Origin of the sequence: Thiomonas bhubaneswarensis (assembly GCF_001418255.1) — a bacterium.
Classification (GTDB): domain Bacteria; phylum Pseudomonadota; class Gammaproteobacteria; order Burkholderiales; family Burkholderiaceae_C; genus Thiomonas; species Thiomonas bhubaneswarensis.
Genome location: NZ_LIPV01000001.1, coordinates 415,232 through 428,508 on the forward strand (window position 1 = coordinate 415,232; position 13,277 = coordinate 428,508).

Annotated in this window: 11 protein-coding genes; all 11 read right to left on the reverse strand. The window is 66.1% G+C overall.

Annotated features, from left to right (window positions below; genetic code table 11):
- On the reverse strand, positions 1-137 hold a 137-nt coding region (locus ASC45_RS02025; protein ID WP_141655708.1), incomplete at its 3' end, for a BMC domain-containing protein.
- Between the two features lie 102 nt (positions 138-239).
- Positions 240-485, reverse strand: a complete 246-nt coding sequence (locus ASC45_RS02030; RefSeq protein WP_055449346.1) for a carboxysome peptide B — start codon at positions 483-485, stop codon at positions 240-242.
- Positions 485-739: an alpha-carboxysome shell vertex protein CsoS4 gene (csoS4, locus tag ASC45_RS02035; protein WP_055449347.1), complete on the reverse strand. Its 255-nt coding sequence runs from the start codon at positions 737-739 to the stop codon at positions 485-487. Before csoS4 ends, ASC45_RS02030 begins: the two co-directional genes overlap by 1 nt.
- A gap of 10 nt (positions 740-749) precedes the next feature.
- Positions 750-2,324 carry a carboxysome shell carbonic anhydrase gene (locus ASC45_RS02040; protein WP_055449348.1) on the reverse strand — a complete coding sequence of 525 codons (1,575 nt, stop codon included), beginning with the start codon at positions 2,322-2,324 and terminating at the stop codon, positions 750-752.
- Between the two features lie 16 nt (positions 2,325-2,340).
- Positions 2,341-5,073 carry an alpha-carboxysome scaffolding protein CsoS2 gene (locus ASC45_RS02045; RefSeq protein ID WP_055449349.1) on the reverse strand — a complete coding sequence of 911 codons (2,733 nt, stop codon included), beginning with the start codon at positions 5,071-5,073 and terminating at the stop codon, positions 2,341-2,343.
- A 126-nt stretch (positions 5,074-5,199) separates the two neighbouring features.
- Positions 5,200-5,529 (reverse strand): ribulose bisphosphate carboxylase small subunit, encoded by a 330-nt coding sequence (locus tag ASC45_RS02050; RefSeq protein ID WP_055449350.1) that lies wholly within the window; start codon positions 5,527-5,529, stop codon positions 5,200-5,202.
- A 71-nt stretch (positions 5,530-5,600) separates the two neighbouring features.
- Positions 5,601-7,022: a form I ribulose bisphosphate carboxylase large subunit gene (locus ASC45_RS02055; RefSeq protein WP_055449351.1), complete on the reverse strand. Its 1,422-nt coding sequence runs from the start codon at positions 7,020-7,022 to the stop codon at positions 5,601-5,603.
- A gap of 293 nt (positions 7,023-7,315) precedes the next feature.
- Positions 7,316-7,642 carry a P-II family nitrogen regulator gene (locus ASC45_RS02060; protein ID WP_055449352.1) on the reverse strand — a complete coding sequence of 109 codons (327 nt, stop codon included), beginning with the start codon at positions 7,640-7,642 and terminating at the stop codon, positions 7,316-7,318.
- Complete coding sequence (locus ASC45_RS02065; RefSeq protein WP_055449484.1) at positions 7,639-10,752, reverse strand: DUF2309 domain-containing protein; 3,114 nt, start codon at positions 10,750-10,752, stop codon at positions 7,639-7,641. The genes ASC45_RS02060 and ASC45_RS02065 overlap by 4 nt, the downstream gene beginning before the upstream one ends.
- A complete protein-coding gene (locus ASC45_RS02070) occupies positions 10,737-11,501 on the reverse strand; it encodes a hypothetical protein (protein ID WP_055449353.1) in 765 nt (254 codons plus the stop codon). The genes ASC45_RS02065 and ASC45_RS02070 overlap by 16 nt, the downstream gene beginning before the upstream one ends.
- Positions 11,502-11,511: 10 nt before the next feature.
- Entirely contained in the window at positions 11,512-13,206 is a 1,695-nt protein-coding gene (locus ASC45_RS02075) for a proton-conducting transporter transmembrane domain-containing protein (protein WP_055449354.1), read from the reverse strand.
- Between the last annotated feature and the right edge of the window lie 71 nt (positions 13,207-13,277).

The window sequence follows — 13,277 nt, forward strand, 5'->3', positions numbered from 1 at the left end:
ACGTAGCCGCCACCCACGAACTGGCGACCGATGAGTCGCACTTCCGCGGCCTTGCACATCGCGTCGGCCGCTTCGATTGCGGGCACCAGGCCGCGAGTCTCGATCATGCCCAGGGCAATGCCCATACGTTCAGCCATTTGTCACTCCTTGTCTAAAAGTCGACTGCTCACCAAATTGCACCGAGCCGGCGCCCGACGTGCTCCCTTGCTCACGACTGCGTGGAACACCCGCTGACGGGTTCATTCCTCCCAGCCCTCGATGATTCCGCAGATGGTCAGATCCGTGGTCACGGTCGGATCGGGCATCGCCAGCCGCGCTGCGCTGCCCAGGGTGGTAAACACCCATTTCCCGACCGGCACGCCCACCGGATCGGTGGCCACCTCGATATTGCCCTTCAAACCCTGCAACACGCGCAAGGACGCCGACTTCAGCCCCGGCACACGCCGGGTACAGACCAGTTCGTCCTTGACGCGCCAGATTTCCATCAGCCCTCCGGGTTCCAGCTGTCGATGATGCCGACGATGGTGAGATCGGAGGGAAAGTCCTTGCTGCCCGCGGCCTCGCGCGCCGCCGACGAACCAACGCAGATCACCCAGTCTCCGGGCACGCAGCCCACGGCGTCGACCGCCACGCTGCGCGTGCCGCCCGGCTTGTCCTGGACGACGAGCAGCGGACGGTGGCCGAACGAATCGATCCGATTCGTCGAAACCAGCGTCTTTTCCACTCGCATGATGCGCATCTGTCTGTCCTCAATGTCCTGCGTCCGCCACCGCTTCGTCGACGAACACACAGCGTTCGGTGTCGAAACGGTCGGACAACGCCATGCGGCAGGTCAACAGGTTGCGCGCCACCAGCGCCGGATACCTGGACTCGATCGCCGCCTTGACCCGTTTGGCGCGCTTGAGCGCGCGGTCGCGCGAGCCGGGCACGCGCGACGAGTAATAGAAGTGCACCAGCACCGGAACCGGCAACCCATGGCGCACGTTCAGACCGGTGAAAATCTTGATGCCGACATCCATGTCGGCCGCACCTTCCTCGACCGTGTCGAGATGGGCGAAGTAATACTTGTTGCGCATCTGCACGTAATGCGTGGCTTCACCGGCGCAGATGAATTCCTCGTCGTGGCCCAGCACCGAGTAACGGCCCTGATGGTGGTGAATGACGAACTCGATCTGAGACAGATTGGCCTCGGCCAGCGCCAGCACCAGGCTGCGCATGCCGGCATCCATGTTGCCCCGGCCCTGGGCCCAGCCGTCCATGTGCTGGGCTTCGTCCACCCTCTGGGCAATGTGTGCGCGCGCAGCTTGCGCCGACAGGGCGACGGTCTCGCGGTACAGCTCGGCGGTATCGACGTAGCGATAAGGATTCACGTCGCCATCGGCGTCGGGCAGATGGATGCGCAGCGAATCGTGATCGGTGTCCAGACCGACCAGCAACACGGCGGGCGCCGCCCCCACGCCGTAGGTGCGCTCGATGGCCACGCGCAGCTCGTCGAGACGCTGCTTGGCCGACTCGACGGCCTGCTTGTCGTTGCTGGCATGGAAGGCACAGCCCTGATCGTGCGAGTGCGAACTGCTGAAGTGATAGACGGCGATCTTCAGATAGTTCTGCGATTCGCCCCCGGGGATGCCGCCGGTCAGGCGCTCGAGTTCGCGATGCGCCCAGTCGATCATGTCGGCTTCGACGTCGAACATCGCTCCAGCGTAGGCCTTGAGGTAGACGTTGCGGTTGGGCGCCATGCGGAACACGAAGGGCACCAGACCTTGCAGTCGGCCATCGGCGCAGGGGGTGATGTCGACGGTGTGATAGCCGCAGGCGGCGAGAAACTCGGGCGTGATCGCCATGCGGTCCAGCCACGGCGCCTGGTCGGCGTCGGTGTGGTCGACGGAGTTCTTGAAGCTCTGAAAAATGCAATGGGTATGCAGCGCCCTCATGTCCAGACCGGACACCCAGGCATCGTCGAGCAGTTCCTGCGGCAAGGCGTAGCCGAGGCGATCCTGGGCCAGGCGCTGCGCGCGTTCGGCGAAATCGGACTCGTGCTGCACTGCCGAGATGGCCTTGAGCGTATCGACGATGCCGCGAAAACGCCCGCGCACCGTGCGCTCATAGTCGTACAGGCGCTGGTTGAGCTCGGCATCGACCAGGGCGTGCTCGCAACGCTGACCCGCGCCGATGTTGCACGCGGGATTGCCGCCATCGGCCTGGGCATGAAACGCAGGACGAAATGCCGGGCGCATGATGTGCTGATGCGCTTGCGACGCATCCTGCCCACCGAGGTAGGCACCACTGGCCCGCAAGGCCGCCATGCGCTTTTGGGTATTCATCTCGCGATGCTCCGCCTCAGCCGCGTGCGCCGCCAGAGACGGTCACGGCAGCGCCGCGCTCGGTGTTGCCGGACGAGCCGGTCACGCGAGACGACGGAATCTCGGGACGCTCCACTTCACGGAACGTGGCAGCATTCGACCCCATGCCGCGCGGCTGGCCGCGCATCGACGGGTTGCGGGCGAGACTGGAAGCACCTTCGGTGCCCGTCACGCGCGACTTCTCCAGCCAGACGTCGCCGGAAATGCGCGGGCCTTGCTGGCTGCCCTCGCCGCTCAGACGTTGGGCGGCGCGTTGCACGAGTTCCTGCTGCTCCTGCTGCTGCGCCTGGAAACGCTGGATGTCCTGCTTGCGGAATTCGGGCGTGCCGGTGATCAGGCCTTCGGCCTTGTTGATCGAGCCGGTGATGCGCTCGGTACCCATGCCGTTGCCGGTCACATCGTTGCCGCGCTCGCGGCCGAGCGAGGCATGGCCCGGGGTCACGATGCTGAACTGCACGGGCGCGGGATCGCGGCTCGGCGTCTCGGCCGGGCGGGCGCGCGGCACGAAACGTCCGCTGGTGGCGCAATGGCCGGGCATGGTGTCCGCACCCAGGTAGGGCGTGCCGGTGACCGGACCGCAGGCGCCGCGCTCGTCGCCGGTCATCACCGAACCGCCGGCACCAGGCCGGTCGCCGGTGAGGGCACGCAGCGACACCGTGGCGCTGTCGCGCTGCACGTTGCGCTGCTGTTGCAGCGCGGGCGCTTCGCAAAACGCCTGGAACTGGCCTTGACCGATGTAGCTGTTGCCGCTGATGGGCGCGCAGGCCCCGGCTTCATTGCCGGTGACGCGGGCGGAGCGTCCGGGATAGCTCCCGGTGACGGTCTGGCCATTCCAGGTTTGATCGACCACCACCTTGGAGACGGGGGCGATCACTTCAGGTGCTTCACATACGGCGCCGAGCTGCTGCGCGCCGATGTAATCGATACCGGTGACGGGTTTGCACCCGAACGACTCGTCACCGGACAATTTTGGGCTGGGAGCGACCTCGGAGCCGGTCACGGAACGCCCGCCCAGCGTCTGCATAACGCTGACCTTGGCCGGAGCGGCCGTGGCGACCCCGCCAAAATCCTTGGCGTTGAAATACTGGTTGCCCGAGATGGCGCGGGAGGACCCGGCCTCGTTGCCGGTGACATGGACGCTACGGCCCACATCGGTGCCGGTCACGCTCTGGCCAGCGCGGCTGGACATGACGCTGACCTTGCGCGGCTGCGCCGGTGCGCCGGTCTGGCAGAACTGGCTGAACTGCTCGGACGAGAGATACTGGGTGCCGGTCACGGGGCGGCAGGCACCGGCCTCGTCGCCGGTCATGCTTTTGCGCGCACCGACGCCGGTGCCGGTCACGGTCTTGCCGCCAGCCGTCGTGGTGACCTCGACCTTGTTCGGCGCGGTGTCAGCACTGGCAGTGCTGTAACGGGTGCCGGTGAGGGCGCGGTCGGCGCCCTGTTCGCCGCCGGTCACCTTGACCTGGCGGTCGACCAGCGTGCCGGTGAAGCGCTGGCCCATCTCGGTGGTGCCACGGCCGACTTTCTCGACCGTGGGCTGGGGACGGGTTTCGCAGAATTCCTGATAGCGCTCGGCGCTGAGGTAGTCGGTGCCGGTAATGGCGCGGCAGGAGCCGGGCTCATCGCCGGTGACCTTGGTGGATCGACCGACTTCGGTGCCCGTCACGCGCTGCTCGCGCAGGGTGGTGCTCACCCCGACCTTGGGCGGGTTGGGCGCCGGGCGGGTCTTGCACAGCCCATCGAACTGCTCGGTGCCGATGTACTCGGTGCCGGTGATGGCGCGGCAGGAGCCGGGCTCGTTGCCACTGACCCGCTGGCTGCGCTCGACCTGGGTGCCGGTCACGCGCTGGCCGGAAAGGGTATGCCCTTCCTCGACCTTCACGGGCACGGTGGCACGGGTGTCGCGGGCCTTCATGCGCCCGCTGGGCCGCGAGGCTTCTGCGGCGGCGCCTGCGCGACCGACCAGGGACTGCACATGACGGCGCTGCATCGCCACCTGACGCGCCGTGGCGCCTTTGCTCATGGCGGCCTGCCAGTCCTGGCCCGGCAGCGTGGCGGCGATCTTGGTGGCCTGGGCCACACGGCGCAGACCGGCCTTGCCATCCTGCGCCAGCGCAGCGCGGCGGGCCTGGGCCAGAGCGCGGCCACCGGCCATCGGCACGGCGCGAACGGCAGCCGCCACATCAGCAGCCGGGGCTGACATCGCACCCTGGGTGGACAGCGCCGGGGTGGACGCGGTGTCGGCGCAACCGCAGCCGCAGGACGTCTTCGTGTCGCAGCCACACGAAGCCGACGCCTCACGAACGGCCGCAACCGACGTGGAAGCCGTGGGACGCAGATGCGCACTCGGTCGGCTCGGGCCGCCGTTGCCAGCCTGCTTCACGGCCGACTTGCCTTGCTGCGACATCGCCTGACGGCGCGCACGGGCAGGGCTGAGCTGCACCTGCGGCGGATTCAAGGGCGCGACGGCCGACGCAGCCATCGAGGACGCGTGCACCACGGGCGCTGCCGATGTCGCGGAGGCCGGACGCGACTGCGAAGAAGCGGCAGTCAGCGACGCGGCCATCTCCGGCCTTTGACGCGCAGAGGCGCCGGCTGGCTTGGCCGAACCGGCCTTGCCATGCAGCGCCATGGCCTGGCGCCGCTTGAGTGCCAGCTCGCGACCCGAGAGGGTCGCCTGCGCATGGCGATCGGCAGGGTATGTCATGGTGGACCTCGATGCAGAGAAGTCGTGAATTCAGAAAACTCGGTGTCTGGCGCCGGGGCACTCGGCCCCGGACATCCGGCGCGGCGGCAAACAGACCGTCACGCCCAGGCTGCCATTCGCGTTGAATCAGCGATAGACGACGAACGCGAGACCCTGGCTCTGGGCGTAGTTGTCGTAAGCGACGAAACGCACCATGTGATCAGGAAACTCGCGGTGGCAGGCTTCAAGTTCGGCCAGCACCACATCGACGGACTGCTCGCCGAACATCGGCAGCTTCCACATGTACCAGAAGCTCACCTTGGCGGGCGTGCCGCGCTCGGTGTGCTCGACGGCGGGGTTCCAGCCCTGCGCGATGGCGTAGGCGATCTGGCGACGCACCTGCTCGGGGGTCATTTGCGGCAGGTAGGAGAAGGTTTCGAACTTCTTGGTGGCTTTGTAGGCTTGCACGGTGGCCATGATGAATTCCTTTGAGAGCAAACGGTGTCAGGCAGCGGCGGTGCGCATCGCGCCCGCCGCACCGGGAACGATCACTTGTTGGCGACGTCCAGCTTGTCGACGGTGTCGAACTCGAACTTGATCTCTTTCCAGGTCTCCATGGCGATCTTCAGTTCGGGCGAATGCTGGGCGGCGGCGGTGAGAATCTCGCGACCTTCCTTTTCAACCTGACGGCCTTCGTTGCGAGCCTGCACGCAGGCCTCGAGCGCGACGCGGTTGGCCGCGGCACCGGCCGCGTTGCCCCAGGGGTGGCCCAGGGTGCCGCCGCCGAACTGCAGCACCGAGTCGTCACCGAAGATGGTGACCAGCGCGGGCATGTGCCAGACGTGAATGCCGCCGGAGGCCACGGCGAAGGCGCCGGGCATGGAGCCCCAGTCCTGATCGAAGAACAGGCCGCGCGAACGGTCTTCCGGCACATACGACTCACGCAGCAGGTCAATCCAGCCCAGGGTCGAGGCGCGGTCGCCTTCGAGCTTGCCCACCACGGTACCGGTGTGCAGGTGGTCGCCACCCGACAGACGCAGAATCTTGGTCAGCACGCGGAAGTGGATGCCGTGGTGCGGGTTGCGGTCGAGCACGGCGTGCATGGCGCGGTGGATGTGCAGCAGCATGCCGTTGTCCTGACACCATTGGGCCAGACCGGTGTTGGCGCAGAAGCCGCCGGTGATGTAGTCGTGCATGATGATGGGAGCGCCGATTTCCTTGGCGTACTCCGCACGCTTGAACATTTCGTCCGGGGTCGGCGCGGTCACGTTCAGGTAGTGGCCCTTGCGCTCACCGGTCTCGGCTTCGGCCTTGAGCGTGGCTTCCTGCACGAAGTCGAAACGCTGCTTCCAGCGCATGAAGGGCTGGGAGTTGATGTTTTCGTCGTCCTTGGTGAAGTCGAGGCCGCCGCGCAGGCACTCGTACACGGCGCGGCCGTAGTTCTTGCCCGACAGACCCAGCTTGGGCTTGATGGTGCAACCCAGCAGAGGACGGCCGTACTTGTTCATCACGTCGCGCTCGACCTGGATGCCGTTGGGCGGGCCGTTGCAGGTCTTGACGTAGGCCAGCGGGAAGCGGATGTCTTCCAGGCGCAGGGCGCGAATGGCCTTGAAGCCGAACACGTTGCCCACCAGCGAGGTGAACACGTTGACCACGGAGCCTTCTTCGAACAGGTCGATGGGGTAGGCGATGAAGGCGTAGAAGCAGGTGTCGTCGCCCGGCACGTCTTCGATGCGATAGGCACGGCCTTTGTAGTAGTCCATGTCGGTCAGCAGATCGGTCCAGACGGTCGTCCAGGTACCGGTCGAAGACTCGGCGGCCACGGCGGCAGCCGCTTCTTCACGATCGACGCCCGCCTGCGGGGTGATCTTGAAGCAGGCCAGAAGATCGGTGTCCAGAGGGGTGTACTCCGGCATCCAATAGGTTTGCCGGTACTCCTTAACGCCGGCCTGATAGGTCTTAACTGCCATATCGATCACTCCTTAGCGATGAACGCGACAAAAAAATGCGACAAAAATTCAATGTTCTGGCCAACAGGCTTGTGCGGCCAACCAATCACTGCCAAACCGCAACTCCGTACGAGCCGCCGTGGCGGTCTGACTTGCTGCGCTGCCTGGGATTTCACGCGGCCGAGCAGGCCAGAAAGCCCGGACACAAGCCACATATCCTTGAAAGCGGGTTAAAGAATACCGCCCCGCCATCATAAGAATCAATTTATATCGACAACACTTTCGTTCAATTTATCTGAACGAATGACAGCCTCTCAATTCCTGAACTTGACCGGCCGCCCCACCTGAATGTCGGAGACGAAGACCACGCCCGAATGCGCTTCGAAGAAGGGCTGGAAGCCATCGAGCAGCGGGCCGACCAATTCTTCGGGAACGGCAGCGATGATCATAATCAGCGCATCGTCCTCGTTGAACATGAGGTGGCCTTCGTACATGCCGTGGCTGCCCTTGCCCGACAGGTTGCCGACGATGGTGTAGCCCTTCACGCCCGCGCGGTCGAGCAGGTCGGTGGCGAATTCCTTGTGCGCCCCTTCGAGAATGATTTCCAGCTTTTTCAGCGGATGCAGCTTGATGGTGTTCATGCGACGAGATCCTCCTGAGTCTGGGGCACGAGCGGCGCGCGCTCTTCCCATTGCCCGTTGTTGTAGACGAAAGGCTTGTAGCCCTGGGTGGGGTCGATGACGATGGCGCGTATCCAGCCGCCGAGCACCAGGTTCTTCACCTTGACCACGCTTTGCAGCGCCCGCCCGGCAAAGTCGAGCGGCGCCTCGATGAGGGCGATCAGCCGCATCGGCTCGTGGTAGGGCTGGCCTTCGCGCATCACGGTCTGCATCGGCAGGCCGGTGCGCAGATCGCTCAAGTTTCCGGTCATCACGCCGAAGCGCCCGGCGACGTTGTGATAGGCCTTGCTGCCACTGCCCAGATGGGCATTGTCCACGGTGGAGAAGAAATGCTCGAGGTTGATCCACTCCCCAACCACCACGGGTGCGGCCAGCAGGTTTTCGAGCAGACGGCCCTTGGGGTCGCAGCGCCAGTCGTATGACAACAGGAAGGGGCGCCCTTCCAGGTCTGCCGCCTGGGACAGGCTGCGACGGCCGATGATGCCGTAGACGTTCTTCGACAGCCCCCATTCGGGCCGGGTCTGCGCCCAGTCGACCGCCAGCCGCTGCGCCGCGCGATAGGCCTGCGCGGGATCGAGTTCGCGCGCGTGCGGCAGCAGCCTGGGCATACGCTCGGCCGCAGCCAGCTTGGATGCGGCCCGCAGCCCGTTGCGCAGGCGATCCAGATACACCAGATGACGCGGCGGCAGGAGGTCGAGGTCGAGCAACTCGATGGCGTCGGTCGTGGTGATGTGCAGCGCCGGCAGGAACCAGGTGTCCTCGGGAATGGTGATGCCCATGGTGGCCAGACGCTCACGCACCGCGGACTTGTTGGCCATCTGCGCCAGCACGCGGGCGTTGACCAGGCCGCTGCCACCGCCGCAGGCGCCGCAGTCGAGGGCCGACTCATAAGGGTTGTTCTCGGTCTGACCGTTGTGGCCGACGATGAGCACGAAGCGCGAGAAGTTGCGCGTCAGCCCGATCATGGTCAGCGCCGTGTGCACATAGTTGACCTGCTCGTCGAGCGAATAGCCGATGCGGCCCAGGCGCACGAGCTGGTAGTTGGCGTAGTCGGCATCGATGCGGTAGTCCTCACGCAGCTTCGCGATGAAATCGGCCTCCTGCTTGTCGGCCACACCGAAGGCAGTGCGCAGCCGCGTCGGGCCTTCGCGGTGGCGCAGCGCCGTCTCGCGCAGCTCGCGGATCATGTCGTCGTCCACGCGCTCGCGCTCGATGTGCAGCTCGGCATGCAAGGCCTTGACGATCATCGCGCGCTGCAGGGTGCGGATGATGGAGTCGGCCTGTTCGCGGGTGAGCTTGTCGACCAGCAGGCGGGTAACCGGCTTTTCGGCGTCGATGCGGCTGCGCCAGCGGCTGTAGCCCAGCGGCGCGAGGGTCTTGCCGAACAGATCCAGCCCGAACAGCATGCCCACCGCCTCGACGGTGACGTAGGGCGAGAGCACCGAACTCTTGAGATCGTGCAGCACATGCCCCAGCGTGCTGACGAAGTCTTCGTCGTTGGGGTCGAGCGCGGCGGGAAGCTCCAGCACCAGGTTCTTCGGCGTCACCACCGCCGGGCAGAAATGGCTTTCGCTGCCCTTGCCGTAGCCGAGAAAACCCACGGGCACGCCGAAGAATCCGGCAATGCCGAAGGTCTGGTAGTCGCCCACGCGCTCGAGGTGACGACGGATGGGCTCGGAGCGCACGTCGATGCAGAACATGGCCTGGGCAAACGGCCGCTTGCCCGCGGGCAGGTCCTGCGGCACCTGCACGTTCGCCAGCAGATGGTCGATGGCCTGCGCCTCCATGGCGAGGGTCCAGACCATGCCTTCCTGCGGCACAAACTCTTGCAGCCCCTGCAGCAGCCCTGCCACGCCCTCCGGCGACAACGCGTCAAGCGCCGCGATGGCGTCGGCAGAAGCAGCCAGTTCGCGCAGTTCGCCAGCCTGTTCGCGCCCGAGCTGGGCCTGCCAGAGCGGCCAGTACTGCTTCAACAGGTCATCGCAGCGGGCACAGTCACCGCGCGACAGCACGTCGTCGATGCGCTGCGCCCAGCCTGGCAGCACCTGGCCGGTGTGCAGTGCCTCGCGCAGCAGACATTCGGCGCCGCGCTCTTGCAGCAAGGCGTCGAGCTGGTCGCGCCTCACCGGCGTGCGGCGCTGGCGCGCGCTTTCCTGCAACAGCGCCAGGCCGACGACCAGGCGAATGGCCAGCAGATCGACCACGTCGGCGGGGTAGCGTTGCGCCCAGTAGTAATGCTTGGCGGACGAACGCCAGCGCACGAAGCCTGTCCAGCCGTGCAGCCGGGTGAGTTCGTGGGTGAAATAGGCCGGCCAGTCGTCGGGGTCGATGCCCATCTCGTCCATGACGTGCACCACGGCGTTTTCCGCGTCCTGCACCTGATCGAGAATGCGCCGCACATGCAAGCCCCGCAGGAACAGACGCGCGTTGCGCCGGGCGATGTCACTCCAGGCGGCAAACAGCCCGCGCTCGCGCCCGGGCATGCGCCAGGACGACTGGTCTTCGTCGAAGAAGTCCAGGCAGCTCTTGATCACCAGTTCGTCGAGCTCGTCGGCCATGCGGGTGCCCCACAGCGCATCCACCGCGGCAGGCAGGGTGCGATGGTGCAGGCGTTGCTGCAGACCGGGGAGCAGGCCGGATACATCCACCGCCTGCGAAGACGGCGGCTGACCATGCAGCGCGGCGTGAACGTCCTGCGCCTTCGCTCCGGTCACCACCACATCGCGGTCATGGGGCAGTTGCATCAGGCTCATCAGCCAGCGGGGCCAGTCGATGCCCGGCACCGCAGGCAGGGCCTGCGAACGCCGCGCGATTTCGTCCACCAGCGTGTCGCGCCGCACCTTGCCTTCGCTCTGCCAGTGCTGATAGTTGCTGCGCGGCAAGAACATGCGCGCATGAAAAAGCTCCGCGCCACGGCGCACCGCCTGCTCGAACGGCATGTCCTCCAGGCCGTAGAGCGGGTTGTGGTGAATGAAGGTGCGCATCGGCCAGAAAAACGGAACCGGCTCCCCCGCCACGTAGGCGGTCGATCGCACCCGCAGGCGCTTGCCCAGATTCAGCGCATCCACCATGCCCAACTCCCGATGAGACCCAGAGACACCGCGATCAGCGCCAGCAGCACCCAGACCGCGCCCGCAGAAACCGATAGATCCGACGTCCCCACAGGCCGCGGCCAGGGGTCACCGAACAGACCGTGCTGCCACAGCAAGGCCGCAGCCCAGCTCCAGAGAATCCAGACGGCCAGCACGGTGAACACGCAGACCGCGGGCATTTGCAGCAGCACCGCCATCATGGAGAAGAAGCCCGGAAACGGCGGCGCCGCCAGGGCCGCCACCAGCGCCACCACCACCGCGCCGGTCAGCCGCGGATAGGCCGGACCCAGACGCCCGCGCAGCCCCAGATAGGCGCCCCCTAGACGACGGCGCAGCGCGCAGGCCAGGAGGGTGAGCACGGCAGCCGGCAGGCTCAGCGCCAGCGCCACGGCGATGAGACGGTCGTCCGGCATGCCGAACAGCCAGGCCAGCCAGATCAGAGGCCAGGCCGAGCTGGCCTGCAGCCGCGCCCAGATGAAGAGCTCGCGCACCGCCAACAGTCGCCAGGCGTAGAGCAGGGCGGTGACTGCGGCCAGCACCTGGATGACCCGGGCCAGCGGCCCCACGGGCACCGCCACGCCCCCCAGCACATAAGCCCCGGCCACCGGAAGCGCGACCAGCAACAGCGCGCGCAGCCAGGCGGGCACGGCCTGCAACACGGCATTGACGCCCAGACTGAACGGCAGCAGGGGCAGCAGCACGACGGCACAAACGAGCAGTTCGATCATCATGAGCTCCTCAGACCCACCGCAGCCACACGTTCACCCGCTTGGCCGCCGCAACCGCGCCACGCGACAACTGGGTGTAGACATCCGACACGTAAAACTCGCGCGAGAACAGGGTGTAGAGATTGAGATAGATGGCGTTCCACAGCGTGCCCGGCCGCCCTTCGAGGTCGAGCGACTGGGCATAGAACGTCACCAGCCAGGCCCCCACCAGCACCACGGTGAGGAAAATGATCATCAGGTCGAAGGCCAGCAGGTTGATGCCCGCCGCCGCGTAGGTGGCATCGCGCAGCACCGGGTCGGGGTAGAGGAAGGCCTCGAACACATGCGCGATCAGCGTGTAGCCCACCACCACGATCAGGAAGGACAGGAAGATCATGGTGAGCGAGCGCCACGGATTCTCGCTCGGCAGCTTGTGGATGGAGAAGAACACCTGCGCCCCGGTCACCCAGCCGAAGAACAGCAGCACGACCGCGCCTTGCTTGTGGAAGAAGTCCGCCGCAACCAACCAGTGCGACAGCCCCAGCACCACCGCGGGCACCAGCACCGTGATGAGCGCCGCGATCAGCCAGGGCACCTTCACCGCGCGCAGCGGCCGACGCTCGACCACGAAGGTGTAGATGTCGTCGGCGGGCACGCCGTCGTCGCGCCGGGTATCGCCGATCACATTGCCCGAGCTGAGGAACAGCGTGGCCTTGAACAGCCCGTGTGCGATGAGGTGATAGACCGCCAGCGAGAACGCCCCCAGCCCGCATTCCATGATCATGAAGCCCATCTGCCCCATAGTCGAATAGCCGAGTGATTTCTTGATGTCGTTCTGTGTGAGCATCAGCGCCGAACCGAGCAGCGCCGTCGCCAGCCCCACCACGAAGGCTAGGTGCAGCACGTCCGGCGCGTGAATGAGCAGCGGCGCGAAACGGTTGAACAAAAAGCCCCCGGCATTGACGATGCCCGCGTGCATCAGCGCCGACACCGGCGTAGGGCCGTCCATGGTGTAGGGCAGCCAGATGTGCAGCGGAAACTGGGCCGAGCGCGCAAACGCAGCCAGCGCCACCAGCAGCCCGGCCAGCGGCACCACGGCCACGCCGCCGAGCTGCACATGCGGATCGGCCGCGATGCGGGCGAACAGGCCGGGCAGATCCCACACGCCGTAGGCCTTGACCAGCAACAGCGCCGCCCCGACCAGGGGCAGATCGCCCAGGCGATAAGTGATGAAGGTCCAGAAGGCGTAGCGACCGGTCGCCTGGCGTTCGGTGTTGTGACCCAAGAGGAAATACAGCAGTTGTCCCACCGCAAACCAGGCGGCCAGCAGGGTGAGCAGATCACCGGCGCTGACCATCACCAGGATGGACGCCGTCATCAGATCGAGCAGGGAGAAGAAGCGCACATAGCCCGGCTCATCGGCCATGTAGTTCAGCGAGTACACGTGCACGATCAGACTGATGCCCGCGACCAGAACCGACATGGCCAGACTGAGCGGGTCGAGCAAGAGGCCGATCTGGGTCACGCCGACGAACATGGGCGCGCTCTGGGCGCTGTGCAAGTAGTGAACCAGAAGCACCAGCGCCAGCAGCACGGTCAGCGCGGTGAAACCAATGCTCCAGCGGGCGGCTCGCCTGCGGTTCTGCCCGCACAACAGGGGCAGCAGCGCGGCGGACAACAGTGGCAAGGCCGGCAGGGCCAGCACAGCGACATCGATCCAGTTCATCGGGCTTGAGACTCAGTGAGCGAACGGAGCTGGCGACTCAAGACCGATCGAGCCGCCCCGGCGTAAGGGCC